Genomic DNA, 15,462 nt, shown 5'->3' with positions numbered 1-15,462 from the left:
AATTATATCCCTAGATAGCGCACACCGCGCAAAGGTATAGACACTGCGCACTTGCACACGCGCACAATTGCCCCTAATTCTCGCACACTACCGTTGGGGTGCCCGGGATCGGGCTGAGATGCGCAAGCGAACCCATGGAACCTGATCCGGGCAATACCGGCGGAGGGAACGGTTCAAAGCACGGCGTCCGCCCTCTTTCCGTTTCCCGCCCCGCGCTGCCCTTGCCGAGGGACGATGTATGGCAATTGCACTGACCATAGCCGGAAGCGACAGCGGAGGTGGCGCGGGCGTTCAGGCCGACATCAAGGCGTTCTCCGCACTCGGTGTGTACGGTGCCAGCGTGATCACGGCCGTGACTGCGCAAAACACCCGGGCGGTCACGGATGTGGCGATGATTGCGCCATCCACAATCACCGCCCAGATCGACGCGGTGCTGTCGGACCTTGACGTCGCTGCGATCAAGATCGGGATGCTGGGAACAGCGGAGGTGATCGAAACGGTCGCTGCCGGGCTTGATGGTTTTGCAGGCCCGGTTGTTTTGGATCCGGTCATGGTGGCGAAATCCGGAGACGCCTTGTTGATGGCAGAAGCGGAGGCCGCCCTCGCCGAAACACTGCTGCCTCGAGCAACCATCCTGACGCCCAACCTGCCCGAAGCCGCACGGCTTCTGGAAACAGAGGTGGCGCAGTCGGAGGACGAGATGCGGGCGCAAGGTACAAGCCTTCGGGCGATGGGGCCGGACGCGGTCGTGATGAAGGGCGGTCATGCCGCCGGGGACACCTGCGTCGATCTGATGTTCGATGCGGACCCGACTCCGCTGCGTCTTTCTGCAAAACGTCAGATCACGCAAAACACCCATGGCACGGGCTGCACGCTGTCTTCTGCGATCACCGCAGGTCTCGCGAAGGGACTGAAACCACGTCAGGCCGTGATCGATGCGCACGCCTACCTGCAAGCCGCCATCGCCGCCGCGGATTCCCTGAACATCGGAACCGGTCACGGGCCCGTGCATCACTTTCACAACTGGTGGTCGCCGTGATCGCACCTGTCGCCATCCTGGGGGCTGGGGTCGCCGGACTTTGTGTCGCCACGGAACTCGTGGACCGCGGAGTGGAAGTAAGCCTGCACGATCCCGCCGGAGGGCCCGGGGCGCATGGGTGCTCATGGTGGGCGGGAGGAATGCTCGCACCCTTCTGTGAATACGAAAACGCCGAGGAGCCTGTTTTGATCAATGGTCAGATGGCGCTGGCTTGGTGGGCTGACAAGACAACGGTGACGCGCAAGGGCACGCTTGTCGTGGCCCAACCCAGAGACCGGCGTGACATTGCGCGCTTCGCCGCGCGCACCGAGGGCTGCGAACCCCTCGACGCCAATGCGATCGCGAGCCTCGAACCCGATCTTGGCACACGGTTTCCAGCCGGACTCTACTTTGCGTCCGAAGCGCATCTGAACCCGCGGCAAGCTCTTGATGATCTGACCGCAGCACTGCGCAAGCGGGGTGTTTCGATCCAGACAGACGCCCCATCCAAGTCGGCGCAAATCATCGACTGCCGCGGTCTTGCCGCGTCCGATACCTTGCCCGATCTGCGCGGGGTTCGCGGCGAGATGGCTATCATCCGCTCAAGCGATGTCACCTTCAGCCGCCCGGTCAGGCTGTTGCACGCCCGCATACCGCTTTACGTCGTGCCTCGGGGGGATGGGGTCTTTATGCTCGGGGCCACGATGATCGAAAGCGCGGCGCGCGGCGCTGTGACCGTCCGTTCTGCGCTGGAATTACTCAGCGCTGCATATGCGTTGAACCCCGCTTTCGGGGAGGCCGAAATTCTGGAGTTCGGCACCGATTTGCGCCCCGCCTTTCCCGACAACCTACCCCGGGTGATTGCACTTGACGGGGTCGTCCACGTGAACGGCCTTTACCGTCATGGCTACCTCATGGCGCCCGCTTTGGCCCGGCAGGTTGCAGAAATGCTCGCCCCAACGAAGGAGGCGTCCCATGAAACTTGTCATTAACGGGGATCCCCAAGAGGTCTCCGGAGCCACCCTTGCGGATGTTCTGACAGAAATTGGGGTCTCCGCCCGCGTCGCGACTGCCGTGAACGAAGTGTTCGTTCCGGCGGCAAAGCGTGCCGAGACGCCACTCTCGCCAGGCGACCGGATCGAAATTCTGGCACCAATGCAAGGAGGGTGAACCATGCACCGGTTTTACGATACCGCACTAGAGACACCCTTGATGCTGGGAACGGCACAATACCCCTCCCCGGCCATTCTCGCGGACGCGTTTCGCGCGTCCGGCGCATCGGTTGCGACGGTTTCGCTGCGACGCGAGGGGGCGGGCGGTGCGGGACAGGCATTTTGGGACATGATCCACGATCTGGGCGTGCACGTGCTGCCCAACACCGCCGGGTGCCACACTGTCAAGGAGGCCGTGACGACCGCCCACATGGCACGCGAAGTGTTCGACACGAAGTGGATCAAGCTTGAGGTGATCGGCCACACCGACACCCTGCAACCAGACGTTTTTGCGCTGGTCGAAGCTGCAAGGATACTGACAGCCGAGGGTTTCGAGGTCTTTCCCTACTGCACCGAGGATCTTGTCGTGGCCGACCGTTTGATCAGCGTCGGATGCGAAGTTCTGATGCCTTGGGGCGCACCCATCGGGACCGGACTGGGTCTGTCCAACCCTTACGGTCTGCGCACCATTCGCGCGCGGTTTCCGGATGTCGCGATGGTGGTGGATGCTGGAATTGGGTTGCCCTCTCACGCGGCGGCAGCAATGGAGATGGGGTTCGACGCGGTCCTGCTGAACACTGCGGTCGCCAGGGCCGGCGACCCGGTAGGGATGGCCCGCGCCATGGCGCTCGCCGCGCAGGCCGGGGCGGCAGGTTACGCCTCGGACCCAATGCCGCCGCGCGAGATGGCGGAACCATCCACCCCCGTCATCGGTCAGGCATTTTTGTCATGAGCTCCCTGCCCCGGTTCTATCCGATCTTTGATAGCGCGGGATGGGTCCTGCGCGCCTTGCCGCTTGGGGCCCGGTTCATTCAGCTGCGCATGAAGGACCATCCGCCCAGCGTGATCCGGTCCGAAATCCGCGCCGCAAGAGGTCTCTGCGCGGAACACGGCGCGACATTGGTGATCAACGACTACTGGCAAATGGCCATCGACGAAGGCTGCGACTGGGTGCATCTGGGCCAGGAAGACCTCGACACAGCCGATATTCCCGCGATCCGCGCTGCCGGTATCAGGCTTGGCATCTCGACCCATGATCATGCCGAATTGGATCGTGCCCTCGCGCTGGAGCCCGATTATGTGGCCTTGGGGCCGGTCTACCCAACCATCCTGAAAAAGATGAAGTGGCACCAACAGGGACTCGACCGCGTAACGGAATGGAAACGGCTGATCGGAGACATTCCCTTGGTCGCGATTGGCGGGATGACCGTAGACCGCGCGCCAGGCGCGTTTGGGGCCGGAGCAGACCTTGTTTCCGTTGTGACCGACATCACGCTGAACACCGATCCCGAAGCCCGCATCGCCGAATGGGCGAATGTGTGTGAATGACCCGCTATGCCCGCCAGACGCTTGTATTCGGCGCGCAGGCGCAGGCGCGCTTTGGCGCGGCACGGGTTCTGGTTATCGGCGCGGGCGGGCTGGCAGCGCCGGTACTGCCGTACCTCGCGGGCGCGGGAGTTGGTCGGATCGAGATCGTGGACCCTGACGTGATCAGCCTGTCGAACCTGCATCGCCAGATCCTGTTCAGCACCGATCAGATCGGGATGTGCAAGGCCGATGCAGCACGGGATGCTCTGCACAGGCTCAACCCCGAAACAACGCTTATCGCCCGGGACATCGCCTTCGATCCGGCCACCGGACCAGCATTGGTGGCGGATGCGGATCTGGTGATCGATTGCGCCGACAGCTTTGCCGCCAGCTACGCGGCCTCGGACATCTGTGCAGCCACGAACACGCCACTGATCACGGCCTCTGTCCTGCTACGCGGGGGGTACGTGTGCGGCGTGTGTGGCGGTGCCCCAAGTCTTCGGGCGGTTTTTCCCGACCCACCGGAGACAGCTGCAAGCTGCGCCACGGCGGGGGTCAGCGGGCCCGCTGTTGGACTGGTCGGGGCCGCGCAGGCGCAGATGGCGCTGGACCTGATCAGTGGCACGGGCCAGTCCCCCCTCGGTCTGATGGTGCAATTTGATACGGCGGCATGGCGGAGTGCCCGGTTTCGGTTCGACGACGCCAAGGAGCCGGACACCCGCCTTGCCTTCATCGCGCCCACCGCCATCCGGCAGGAGGATCTGGTTCTCGACCTCCGCACCGCTGACGAGGCCCCTGCACCGATTACAACCACGGCCCTACGCCTTGCGACCGACACCCGCCCACCGCTGCCAGCAGAACACCAGCGCACAGTCCTGGCGTGCGCCACGGGCCTGCGCGCCTGGCGCCTCGGCCATAGCATTTGCCATGACTGGCCCGGAGAGATCGTTCTCACCGCCGCCCCCTTTTCGACAACGGAGACCTGAGACATGAAACCAACGAGCTTGGCGCTGGCACTGGGCCTCGGCCTGCTGGCCGCACCTGCCGCAGCCGCCGACAAGATGACCTTGCTGCTGGACTGGTACATCAACCCCAACCACGGCCCAATCATCGTGGCGGAGGAACGGGGCTATTTCGCCGACGCCGGGCTGGAGGTCGAAGTGATTGCCCCTGCCGATCCTTCCGCCCCTCCGAAACTGGTGGCCGCCGGACGCGGCGACCTTGCGGTGTCCTATCAGGTCCAGCAGCACCTTCAGGTGGCACAGGGGCTGCCTTTGCTGCGCGTGGGCACGCTGATCGCGACCCCGCTCAATTGCTTGATGACCCTCGCGGACGGGCCGATCGAAAGCCTCTCGGATCTGCGCGGCAAGACAATCGGTTTTTCGGTCGCGGGTGTGGAGGAGGCCTTGCTGGAGACGTTGCTGGGCACGCACGGGGTCAGTCTGGATGACGTGACGCTGGTCAATGTGAACTTCTCGATCTCACCCGCGCTGATGTCCGAACAAGTCCAGGCGGTGATCGGCGCCTACCGCAATTTCGAACTCAACCAGATGGAAATCGAGGGGATCGACGGAAAGTGCTATTATATTGAGGAAGAGGGCATTCCACCCCATGACGAACTGATTTACGTCGCCAATTCCGAGACGATGGACGCCGACAAGATCACGCGTTTCCTAGGCGCGGTGGAAAAGGCCACACAGTATATCGTGAACCATCCCGAGGATGCTTGGAACATTTTCAAGGGCACTGCGGCGGAACTGGATGACGAGTTGAACGCGCGCGCCTGGGTCGACACGTTACCGCGCTTCGCGCTGCGACCGGCGGCACTGGACGAAGGCCGCTATGCACGGTTCGAAGAGTTTCTCGTTGGCACCGGCCTGCTGGAGACGGCGAGGCCCGTGGCAGAAATTGCGATCGACGTGACCGCGCAATGACCAGCTACGGCGCAGCATTTCAGGCGTGGCGCGACGCGGCACCGGATTGGCGTGCATATACAGACCACGCATTTGTCCAAGGATTGCAGGAGGGAACCCTGCCAGAGGCTGCGTTCCTGCACTACTTGCGACAAGACTACGTCTTCCTGATGCACTTCTCGCGCGCCTGGGGGCTTGCTATCGCGAAATCGGACACGCTGGCCGAGATGCAGGCCGCTGCCGCGACCGTGCACACCCTTCTGCACCACGAAATGGCGCTGCATGTGGAACTGTGTGCGGCAGCCGGGATCGACAAGAGCCTGCTCGAAGCCACGCAGGAGCGAGCGGAAAACATGGCCTACACGCGTTTTGTGCTTGAGGCGGGGTATTCCGGCGATCTGCTCGATCTGCTTGCGGCGTTGGCGCCTTGTGTGCTGGGATATGGCGAAATAGGGGCCGGGCTTGCGGCCCGCGACCATGCCCCAACCTACGCAGACTGGATCGCGACCTATGGCGGACCCGAGTACCAACAGGTGTGCCAAGAGACAGGCGCGCTGATTGACGCGGCACTCACACATCGACTGGGGGACGGGTTCGCAAAGCTTCCGCGCTTTGGCCAACTCTCACAAACGTTTTCCAAGGCCACAACGCTTGAGGTCGGCTTTTGGGACATGGGCCTCGCGCCGTGACACGCGCCCCGGGCATTCGCATCGAAGGCCACGCGCGGACTGGGGTGGATACTCTGTTCGGACCACTTGCGCTGACACTGGATCCGGGTGCATGGACTTGTTTGCTGGGCCCCTCGGGCGTCGGGAAATCGACAATCCTGAGGCTCCTCGCCGGTCTCGATGCGCACGTGGCGTTCGAGGGCGAGATCACGACGTCGGACAACGCCGCCCTGACGGGCCGCGTGGCGCTGATGGCGCAGGATGACTTGCTGTTTCCTTGGGCGAATGTGCGCGACAACGTCTGCACCGGTGCGCGGTTACGCGGGCAGACGCCGGACCTCCCACGCGCGGAGGCGCTTTTGGATCGTGTCGGCCTGAAAGAGCACGCTGGGAAGCGCCCACATCAACTGTCGGGCGGGCAAAGGCAACGCGCAGCTCTGGCACGCACGTTGATGGAGGACCGACCGGTCATCCTGCTGGATGAGCCTTTCTCGGCGCTCGATGCCAAGACCCGCAGTCAGATGCAGGACCTCGCGGTGGAGCTCCTGGCGGGGCGCACGGTTTTACTGGTCACACACGATCCGTCAGAAGCCGCGCGGCTCGGGCACAAGATCGCGGTCCTCGAGGAGGGTGGCTTGACGGAAGTGGCGCCGCCCGCCGGCCCGGTTCCACGTCCTATCGATGACCCGGAAACCCTGTCCGCCGCAGGGGCCCTCTTGCGCCGTCTGCGGGAGGCCGCATGACCCGGTCGGCGATTTTCTGGCCCATCGCGGCCCTGCTCGTTGCGCTTGGGGTCTGGCAGGCGATTGTCAGCTTCACCGGCGTTGCGTCGTTCATTCTGCCGGGACCCGGGCGCGTGGCCGCAGCGTGGTGGGACAACCGGAGCCTAATTGCCGAACACACGCTCGTCACCCTCTCGGAGGTGATGCTCGGATTGCTGATCGGTGGACTGCTCGGTATCGCCACGGCGTTGTCGCTGGCCACCTCCCGCACGGCGCTCGCCTTGGTGCGGCCGATGCTCGTCTTCAGCCAAGCGCTGCCGGTTTTTGCCCTTGCGCCGATCCTGACGCTCTGGCTGGGCTACGGGCTCTGGTCGAAGGTGGCGATGGCCGTCTTGATTATCTACTTCCCTGTCACCTCAGCCTTCTTTGACGGGCTGATGCGTACGCCGCGAGGATATCTTGATCTGGCTCGGACGATGGGCGCGACCCCGCGCGCTGTCCTGTGGCGCATCCGGGTGCCCCATGCGCTTCCCTCGCTTGGCTCCGGGCTGAAACTTGCGGCTGTATACGCGCCGATCGGAGCGGTCATTGGCGAATGGGTCGGGGCATCCAAGGGCCTCGGATACCTGATGTTACTGGCCAACGGGCGTGCAAAAACCGATCTGATGTTCGCGGCGATGCTGACCTTGGGGGTGATGTCGGTTTTGCTCTATGTGGCCGCCGATCGTGCGGCACAGCGCCTGTCACGCTAGCGGTTCATCCCGGATCGCGCCGCGCCAGACCACCCAGAACCGGGCCAGCGTCATGATCGAAAAGGACGTAATGAGCGCCGTCTCCAGCGTGCCGACCTCATGCGCGATAACAAACACGATCCCGCCGGCAAGCGAGATGGTCGCATAAAGATCCTCTTTCAGGACAGAGGGTTGCAGCCCGCAAAGCACATCACGGAACATGCCGCCGGCGATCCCTGTCACACAGCCGAGGATGACCGCCATCAGCATGGATACTCCCGCCGTCAAGGCGATCTGCACCCCGACCAGCGTGAACAGCGCGAGCCCGACCGCGTCAAAGTAAAGCAGTAGCCGCAGACGCCGCCCACCACCGGCAGGCATCCGGTGCGCGATGACCCACGTGAGCAACCCGACCGGCACTGCCGTCAGGATATATGTCGGGTCATTGATCCAGAACACCGGGAACCGTCCGATCAGGATGTCGCGCAGCGTACCACCGCCTACCGCTGTAACGAGCGCAAGAACCACAGCCCCGAAGAAATCGAACCCTTGCCGCGCAGCCTGAATGGCCGCGGAAACCGCCATGACCCCGGTTGCAAGAACCGTCAGTGCGACGAGAAGCGGAGCGAACTCACTCGGCATCGTGGGGGCGTGCGCCGGTCACAACGGCTGCGTGATCTTCGACATGCCCAAGGACGCCTCGCCACCTGTTTCAGGTTGCAGGGTATCGCACTGCAGCCCTGCGCCACCCAGCCCGCAGGCGATGTCGCGGCGATGGATGTAGCCGCCATCACTACAGGCCAGATTGTCTGCCTCGACAACTTGCAGACGCCCTTGCGCGGTGAACCCTGCGGTAACAGGGCCCGCACATTGCGACCCGTCGCTGCCCTGCATGATTTGCCGACCCTCCCCGCGCCCGTTGAAACACATCTGCCATGTGCCGTAGGTGATCACCTCGTCGGTATCGACGTCGCGGGTGGCATAGGTGCTGTCGAGCGCCCAACACCCGTAGAGCGCGCCCAGCTGGCGCGCCTGCCACAGATCGCGGTCAAACGGGCCATAGGGATCAGGTGGCGACGCAACGCATTGGATCCGAGCCAGTTCGCGTTCTGCCGCTGCGATACGAGCCGTCAAATCCGCGGTGCGAGCGTCGAGAACCGCAAGCTCGCCGCGCGCGCCAGTTACCGCGTCCCCTGGACAGGCATCGGGCAAAAACGGCGCACGAACCGCACAGGCCTGTAACGCCAAGCCCGCCCAGGCCGCACTGAGGCCGACAAGTCCCAGGCTTAAACCGAAGATCAGTGCTTTTGACGGCATAACAAGCAGATCCAATATGGCAGAGCGCAAAGAATTTCCCGCATGTTCGCCGCTCGAACGCGTCAGGTAAACCCCTATTGTCGGGGGCTTACCTGTTCCGATCCTGATTTCCGCTTGCCAGACGCGCGCGGCTGATTAGGCTTGGATGGAACCTTTTTGATCGCGAGTTTCTCATGCAAATCGTTCTGCGTTTCATCACTTTTTTTCTGTGCAGCCTTTTGGCATTGCCCGTGGCTGCCGAGCCCATTCGCGTCCTTTTTGTCAACGGGACGCAGGATTCGGGTGTCTCGCGCAATTCGCTGCGACAGGAGATGTCGGACTGGCTCAACTCAGCCGAGAACGACGGGGCATTTGCGTCGACATTCGTACGGTTTCGCGGGCGCGGGGCACTCGCCAGCGCGCTTGAGGCGCATCCGCAGACCGAAGTCCTGATCCTTGATCTCGCCAACACGGTGTCACAGGTCAGCCAGAGCGACATTCAGGCGTTGCAACAGTATTACGCGGGCGGAAAGCGTGTGGTCATGATGGACGCTTCCTTTGGGATCCGGTCGCTGCGGATCAGTGGCACGCCGGAAGTCGACTTCCCCGGTGCAGAGAACTCAAGCGGTGCGCTTCTAGCCAATCAGATAAAGGCCATTCACGACGCAGGCGGAGGCACGCTAATCGGAACGGACCACGACGTCTGGCAGGTTCCGGCAAATGCGGCCGCACGCGCGTTGCTGCCCGATGCCCGTTTCCGGGGAACGACCAACCCTTCCACGGACGGGCAGTTTCTGGGCGATGTCCTGCTGACGGGCCACACCTCCGTCAAACCGATCACGCTGCTGCGGCACTGGGAATCCGTCCCAAATCAGGGCGAGGCGCCCGTGGGCAATTTCACGGATTTCACCGGCACTCCGGTCACCCTCTATTCATTGGTCGAGGCGGCGGACAAACCCGGTGGTGGCCGCAAGCGTCCCTATATCTCGGCAAGTTTCAACCCCGGCGACGCGCGCTACGACATCGACAGCGAGCTTGCACCGGAGGTGGAGCCGCAACTGCCCGACAACATGCCAACACGCAAAAGCCCACCTATCCAGTGATCGCCAGTTCCAGCAACTGATCAAGCGACATGTCGGGTTGCGCAACGTAGACGGCAAGATCGTCCCAGAATTGCGATAGCGGCCCAAGCAAAACGGTCTGGCCTGCCTCTGACAATTCGGTGTTCAATGCCTCATATGCGGCTGTCCGTGTCTCGGCCGGGAAGTCGGTCCCGAGTGTCTCGAGCATTGCGCGGTAGGACAGAAGGTAGGTCTGTTGCTCCGTCCGAAGTGCAGTCAACCGTTCTACCGTCGCGCGAAAAGACAACATCAACTGATCACGCTGAGGACCGACCGAGACTGCGACCCGGTCGCGCAAGGCCCGCGCATTGGAATCAAGTCGCGAGATCTGTGTCGTGTCAGCCACGAGTGTCTCCACGAACGCGGCCCCGGCCAGCAACGATGACTTTGCCGCCTGTTTCAACGACACTGCCGCGTTTTCCTGAAAGACCCTGAATTCCAACTGCACCTCGGACAACGCCTGCTTGCGGCGCGGGTCCAGTTCATCGCGGATCAGCCCATCGAGGGCCGCCTGCGGGTCGCCTTCTTCTGCGTCAGCGGCACCGCCTTCGGCTTGCGAAATCCACCCTTCGCGGATCGTGTCAAAACTGTCTTCGGCCACGATATGGGAGGCGATCACAGGCCGCACTCCGAAGAACTGCCCTGCCAGTGCCCGCCCGCTTCGAGCACTGAACACCGGGTATTCACGCCGCTGTGCGGTGTAGATCTGGCTCTCCTCCGCGTCGATCGCGCCACCCCGGGTTACAAGCCCGCCGACCTGACCATGGGCGCGCCCGACGGCGTTGAGGCGAAACGGCTCCAGCATCAGTTCTTCGGCATTGCCATAGACGTCGAACAAACCGACGGGATTGGGTTGGCGCAACCCCACAGGGCGCAGACTATCCGCGGCGCGGCCTCCCGATTGGAAATGGCCGTAATCGTCCAGACTGCCGGAGGCGAAGAACCGACGCCCTGGAAACAGGGTGGCTTCGATCCGCGCGCCGCCGCGCACTGCGTATTCCCACTCCGGCTCGGTTGGCAGGCGCAGGAACCCCCGCCGTTCCCCCTGAACCGGGAGGCTCTCGGGCGCGTTTTGCAAAAGCCATTCCGTGTAGGCCCGCGTAAGCTCCACCGCGTCGAACCAACTGAGACCGCCTTTTGCAAAGCTATCACGCGGTCCGAACGGTGCCTCGCAATCACCTGTCAAGGCCCTGTACTGCGCAACCGTGACTTCGTACCTGGCGATGTAATAATAGGAGTATCCGGCATCCTCTTCCGCGAACGCCCCGCGTAAGTACGCCTGCCGCAAGTAATCTGAGAACCCTGTTTGCGCCTCGGACTGGCCAACCCGGAACCGCCGGTCATCAAGCGGATTTTCAAGATCAACGGGCACGGCGATCTTTTGAAAGGCCATGCCACCGCCACAAGGCATGGGCAGGATCAGATCGGCGGGCTCAGCACCGACGCGCACCGTACCGGGATCGATCAGGTCCGCGCCCCAGCCCTCAGTCACGGCCTCGACTTCTGCCGCAGGCAAATCCAAGGGGGCGACGGTGTCCTGTGCCAGCGAAGGATGTGCAGCAAGAAACAGTGCCACAAGGGCTGGAAACGCCCGCATCATGCCGCCCCCTCCCGCAGGACCGACGCCGGGTCCGCCTGTGCCGCCGCGCGCGCAGCAAACAGTGCGGTTGCAGCAACAAACACGATGACCCCGAGGCTGATGCTCACGACCTCTGCAAGGGACAGGCTCACCAGCCCCTGCCCATCCGGCATGCCTGCGGCGAACATGGCTTCGGCCACCTGTGCGGCGCCAAAGTAGATCACAAATGAAACCAAAAGCCCCAGCACTCCGCAGGCCAGCGCCTGCACCAGCGGGAACACCCACAGCCCGCGCGCGGGCAGGCCCATCAAAGCGAGCGTGGCCAGAACGCGTCGTTTGCGGGCCACTTCGGACCAAAACCCGAAGACCAGCGCTGCGGCAAGACCAATCGCAGCCACGGACGCTGTCAGGACGAGCGCAAGGTCGAGGTTACGCCCAAGGTTCAGGACCCCTTCCACCTCCGCCGTTCGGGCCTCGGTCCGGATGTTGAACCGTTGCTCTATTCGGGTCTGGAGCGTCGCAAGCTGCGTCAGGTCTGCCGCGAACACGCGCATGCCTTCGAAATCGGGCGTGCGCTGCGCCAGATCGCGCCCCTCTGTGATCCCGTGCTCTGGCAAGGCGTACGCATCGTAGAACGCCTCCACCAGATCGAGCACGGCAATGTCAGCAAGGATTGCGCGCCCGCCCATCCGCTCAGCCGGCATCACGGCGGCAACCTCAAGCGCAAGCGCCAGTTGCCGTGGCCGGTCTTCGGCTTGTGTGATCACCTGCACCTGCGTGCCCGGGGACAGGTTGAGTTGCTCGGCCAGTGTCGCGCTCAACACGGCCTGGCCCTCCGCCAGAGATAACCCGCCGAGGGTCGGATCGCCGCTGCCGGACGGCACGAGGATCGCGTCCCTTTTCCCACGTCCGCCGACCTCTCGCACGTTGACGAAATCGAAAAGTGACCGGGTCTTGAGTGTTACGAACCCCGCTTCGGGCCAACCGCGCACCTCTTCGGCATCAGCCATCGAGAAACTCTGATTGCCGGAGGTGTCAATCTGCAAGGCCGCAGGGTCCGACAGCAGCCGCCCAATCAATGCGTCATAGACCCCGTTCTTGACGCCCAAGAGAACCAGAAGCGGCACCAGAACCCCGGCCAGTACCGCGATGTTGCAGATCAGTTGCATCCGGTCGCGAAGCAAGTCTTTCAGAGCGAGGCGCGCCAGAAGGCTCATGCCGCGGCCTCCTGCAATGGGGCCAGAACCGAATGGACCCGCCCTTCGGCACTGCCGGGGGCTAGACCCAGATGCACGCGGCGCATGGCGAACTGCCCCAGAAGCCCGATGTCGTGGGACGAGATGATCACCCCGGAGCCGCCCCGCTCCGCAGCCTCGATCAATAGTCCCATGGCAGCCATCGCAGCCTCGGGGTCCAGCGCGGCGGTCGGTTCATCGGCGATCACGAAAACCGGCCGATGCGCCAGCGCGCGGGCGATCGACACCCGCTGGCGTTGACCGATCGACAAGGCGGATGGCGTCAGTCGGTCCAACCCCGTCAACCCGAGCCGGGACGTCAGTTCCGTGATCCATTGCGGGTCCGATATACCGGCAATCTGCTGGCTCAGCGCGATGTTCTCGGCCACGGTCAGAAACGGCAGCAACCCGCCTGTCTGCGGGACGAACCCGAAGAATTGCCCCCTGAGCTCCGCGGCCCGAGACGCCCCGCCGGTGGCATGCAGATCAACAGACAAGTCCTGCGCACGCAGCACGAACGCGCCGCCCGGATCGGGCTGGCGCAGCAGGCCCAGCACCTCCAGCAGCAGTGTCTTGCCGGTGCCCGATCCGCCGGATAGTCCGATGATATCCCCTGCGCCAAGCTCCAGTCGCCCGGTCGAGATCCGAAAGGACCGGTCGCCGTCACTGAGTGTGACGGCAACATCTTCCAGTCGAAGGGAAGCGAGCGCCGCCATCGTGGTCAGGGAAGCACGTCGAAGGGCATGGCATAAACCAGTTCACCATCCGGAGCACCCTCGTAGAGGGCGGTCCAGACAGACGGATCGAAAAGCCATTTGCGGTACTGCGTCAGCTTCTGCCGCATCCCGTCAATGACCGACCGGCGCAGCATCGCCGACTGGCCCCACCGGTCTTCCGTCATCTGCAAGAGCTGGCTCTGATAAGGCAGACGTTCGAGGTATTCGAGCGCGCCACCCAAGGTCTCGGTGTCTGGGTTGACCAACCGGTCCGGGTTCTGCGCCATGTCAGCAATCACGCCGCGTACCTGTCCGAAGAACGAGTATGCATCCTGCGAGTCGCGCGATTGCTCCCCAAGCCGCACGAGATTGTCGAGCAACTCAGCCATCGTCGCCAATTCGTTCTTGGTCACCAGAAGTCGCGGTTCAATCACTGTTTCGCGCGGGGATTCGACCGCTTTGTCAGACACCCAGCCTTCGATTACGGAGGGGGCTTGAGTGCCCCGCGTGGCCCCAAGATATGCAAGACGCATCGCGCGCCCGAGGGCCAGCAAATCCTCGCCCGCCTCGCTGTCCGGCAAGACACTCTCTTCCCCGCGCGCAACGCGCACGTGGTCGGTCAACGCCGTGACAAGCCGCTGCGCCGTATCGGCAAACGCATCGCGGGAGCCCCCTTCGATCGGAAAATAGTATTCGCGCCCGGCAAACCGCGACAGTGTGCGATAACGGTCCGCTGCATAGGCATGGTTTCCGCCCTGCCCGGCTGAGGTTTTCAGGTGCAGCGTCATCACGACGATGTTGCGCCCTTCGGCGTCAGCCTGCAACTCGGCCACCCCGATCTCGGAACGTGCATTCGGATCGCGCGGATCCTTCGGTCCCGCATCCGTCACGAGGATAACGTAGCGTGCATCAATGGGGTCACCGACGCCAAGCTGGTCCCAGTCGATCTGGTCAATCGCGTCTTCCACCCCTGCAAGGCTGTCTTCGTTGAACCCGGGCGAATTCGCGCGCGCCACTTCGGTTGTCGCGATGGCCGCGATCACGGGCGTCTGGTCCTGTCGCCGGGTCAGAGGAAGCAGGGTCTTGGTACGGTACTCCAGGTCAGGAACGGCATCGGTGCTGTCCCGGAACCCAACGGCCCCAAAGTTCACCAAGTTGCCGATTTCGGTGCCGGAGATATCGCGCACGGTGTTTTGCAGAACCTCTTGCGTTGCCGCGATGTAAGGTTCCATCGACTGCGTGGTGTCTAGAACAAAAACGATCCCGACATCAAACTCGCCGCCCTTGCCAGTATCCTCCGGCGCGGCGGGGCGCGCCGCCTCTTTGGGAACGGAGGCGATCTGCATCAGCAAGACATCTTCGTAGTTGACCGGGTGAAGATCCTCGACAAAGTCGAGAATGGGCATGAGGTACAGTTCCTCGCGGATGTTCACGAATTCTTCGGGCTCGATTGCCACGATCCCCTCTGCCCCGTCGATGATGCCCGCTTCGGCCTGCGCCAAGAGCCTTTCTTGCACCTGACGCAGGGCTTCGTGGTTCATCAACCAGCGCAACTGGTCCTCGCTGTCGAAAAAGAACTGCCGTTCACGGGCCGCTCTGTTGGTGAACGCGCCGACGATGTTCTGACGCCATTCAACGGTTTCCTCCGCCGCCACCCAGCCCATCGGACCACCGGCATTCGAATTGCCGACAGCCAGCCACGGCCCCTGCGCGGCGTAAACGTAAAGTGGTTGAAACGCTGGCAGTTCGTCCTGTACCGGGCCGTTCGGCGCAGAGCGCAGCAATGCCGAGGGTTTGGTCAACACGCGTTGATACACTGTCTGCGTACCTTCGAGCAGAAGCGGACGCTGGGTCTGGGCCAGCGAGGGCCCTGCCGCCACCAAAACGCCGAACGCGAGCGCGAGGGCGAGGATCGCACGCAGATGTCGGATCATCGGGTCTCTC

The 15,462-nt window shown here is 63.2% G+C and carries 17 protein-coding genes and 1 riboswitch; of the genes, 11 read left to right on the top strand and 6 right to left on the bottom strand.

The annotated features are described in order from the left end of the window. Positions 1–84: 84 nt before the first annotated feature. Positions 85–185: riboswitch (TPP riboswitch) on the top strand. Positions 186–238: 53 nt separating this feature from the next. Genes thiD through ACP15N_RS12205 form a run of 10 tightly spaced genes read left to right on the top strand, consistent with a single transcriptional unit; the run spans position 239 to position 7,592 of the window. After that, positions 239–1,039 carry a bifunctional hydroxymethylpyrimidine kinase/phosphomethylpyrimidine kinase gene (thiD, locus tag ACP15N_RS12250; protein ID WP_425092567.1) on the top strand — a complete coding sequence of 267 codons (801 nt, stop codon included), beginning with the start codon at positions 239–241 and terminating at the stop codon, positions 1,037–1,039. Next, positions 1,039–2,010: an FAD-dependent oxidoreductase gene (locus tag ACP15N_RS12245; protein WP_425092735.1), complete on the top strand. Its 972-nt coding sequence runs from the start codon at positions 1,039–1,041 to the stop codon at positions 2,008–2,010. Before thiD ends, ACP15N_RS12245 begins: the two co-directional genes overlap by 1 nt. After that, positions 1,994–2,188, top strand: coding sequence for a sulfur carrier protein ThiS (thiS, locus tag ACP15N_RS12240; protein ID WP_425092566.1), 195 nt, complete (start codon positions 1,994–1,996; stop codon positions 2,186–2,188). Before ACP15N_RS12245 ends, thiS begins: the two co-directional genes overlap by 17 nt. 3 nt (positions 2,189–2,191) lie before the next feature. Then, positions 2,192–2,962 (top strand): thiazole synthase, encoded by a 771-nt coding sequence (locus tag ACP15N_RS12235; RefSeq protein WP_425092565.1) that lies wholly within the window; start codon positions 2,192–2,194, stop codon positions 2,960–2,962. Continuing rightward, a complete protein-coding gene (locus ACP15N_RS12230; protein WP_425092564.1) occupies positions 2,959–3,558 on the top strand; it encodes a thiamine phosphate synthase in 600 nt (199 codons plus the stop codon). The genes ACP15N_RS12235 and ACP15N_RS12230 overlap by 4 nt, the downstream gene beginning before the upstream one ends. Continuing rightward, on the top strand, positions 3,555–4,523 hold the full coding sequence (locus ACP15N_RS12225) for a HesA/MoeB/ThiF family protein (protein WP_425092563.1): 969 nt from the start codon (positions 3,555–3,557) through the stop codon (positions 4,521–4,523). Before ACP15N_RS12230 ends, ACP15N_RS12225 begins: the two co-directional genes overlap by 4 nt. Positions 4,524–4,526: 3 nt before the next feature. Next, positions 4,527–5,471, top strand: coding sequence for an ABC transporter substrate-binding protein (locus tag ACP15N_RS12220; protein ID WP_425092562.1), 945 nt, complete (start codon positions 4,527–4,529; stop codon positions 5,469–5,471). Continuing rightward, positions 5,468–6,139, top strand: coding sequence for a TenA family protein (locus ACP15N_RS12215; protein WP_425092561.1), 672 nt, complete (start codon positions 5,468–5,470; stop codon positions 6,137–6,139). Before ACP15N_RS12220 ends, ACP15N_RS12215 begins: the two co-directional genes overlap by 4 nt. Continuing rightward, the gene (locus ACP15N_RS12210; protein ID WP_425092560.1) at positions 6,136–6,861 is read left to right on the top strand and encodes an ABC transporter ATP-binding protein; all 726 of its coding nucleotides are present in this window, start codon (positions 6,136–6,138) and stop codon (positions 6,859–6,861) included. The genes ACP15N_RS12215 and ACP15N_RS12210 overlap by 4 nt, the downstream gene beginning before the upstream one ends. Then, positions 6,858–7,592: an ABC transporter permease gene (locus ACP15N_RS12205; protein WP_425092559.1), complete on the top strand. Its 735-nt coding sequence runs from the start codon at positions 6,858–6,860 to the stop codon at positions 7,590–7,592. The genes ACP15N_RS12210 and ACP15N_RS12205 overlap by 4 nt, the downstream gene beginning before the upstream one ends. Here the strand turns inward: ACP15N_RS12205 and ACP15N_RS12200 are convergent. After that, positions 7,584–8,213: a trimeric intracellular cation channel family protein gene (locus tag ACP15N_RS12200; RefSeq protein WP_425092558.1), complete on the bottom strand. Its 630-nt coding sequence runs from the start codon at positions 8,211–8,213 to the stop codon at positions 7,584–7,586. The genes ACP15N_RS12205 and ACP15N_RS12200 overlap by 9 nt on opposite strands. Positions 8,214–8,231: 18 nt before the next feature. Beyond that, a complete protein-coding gene (locus tag ACP15N_RS12195; RefSeq protein ID WP_425092557.1) occupies positions 8,232–8,888 on the bottom strand; it encodes a hypothetical protein in 657 nt (218 codons plus the stop codon). A 173-nt stretch (positions 8,889–9,061) separates the two neighbouring features. Between ACP15N_RS12195 and ACP15N_RS12190 the strand changes: the two genes are divergently transcribed. Further along, positions 9,062–9,970 (top strand): hypothetical protein, encoded by a 909-nt coding sequence (locus ACP15N_RS12190; protein WP_425092555.1) that lies wholly within the window; start codon positions 9,062–9,064, stop codon positions 9,968–9,970. Here ACP15N_RS12190 and ACP15N_RS12185 read toward each other — a convergent pair. Genes ACP15N_RS12185 through ACP15N_RS12170 form a run of 4 tightly spaced genes read right to left on the bottom strand, consistent with a single transcriptional unit; the run spans position 9,960 to position 15,452 of the window. Beyond that, positions 9,960–11,588, bottom strand: coding sequence for a formylglycine-generating enzyme family protein (locus tag ACP15N_RS12185; RefSeq protein WP_425092554.1), 1,629 nt, complete (start codon positions 11,586–11,588; stop codon positions 9,960–9,962). The two genes, ACP15N_RS12190 and ACP15N_RS12185, sit on opposite strands and share 11 nt — an antisense overlap. Next, complete coding sequence (locus tag ACP15N_RS12180) at positions 11,585–12,784, bottom strand: ABC transporter permease (protein WP_425092553.1); 1,200 nt, start codon at positions 12,782–12,784, stop codon at positions 11,585–11,587. The genes ACP15N_RS12185 and ACP15N_RS12180 overlap by 4 nt, the downstream gene beginning before the upstream one ends. Then, entirely contained in the window at positions 12,781–13,518 is a 738-nt protein-coding gene (locus ACP15N_RS12175; protein WP_425092552.1) for an ATP-binding cassette domain-containing protein, read from the bottom strand. The genes ACP15N_RS12180 and ACP15N_RS12175 overlap by 4 nt, the downstream gene beginning before the upstream one ends. A gap of 5 nt (positions 13,519–13,523) precedes the next feature. After that, the gene (locus ACP15N_RS12170; protein WP_425092551.1) at positions 13,524–15,452 is read right to left on the bottom strand and encodes a vWA domain-containing protein; all 1,929 of its coding nucleotides are present in this window, start codon (positions 15,450–15,452) and stop codon (positions 13,524–13,526) included. Between the last annotated feature and the right edge of the window lie 10 nt (positions 15,453–15,462).

The sequence above is a fragment of the Tropicimonas sp. S265A genome (genome assembly GCF_049800835.1).
GTDB lineage: Bacteria > Pseudomonadota > Alphaproteobacteria > Rhodobacterales > Rhodobacteraceae > Dinoroseobacter.
This window is presented reverse-complemented; position numbering and strand designations above follow the sequence as displayed.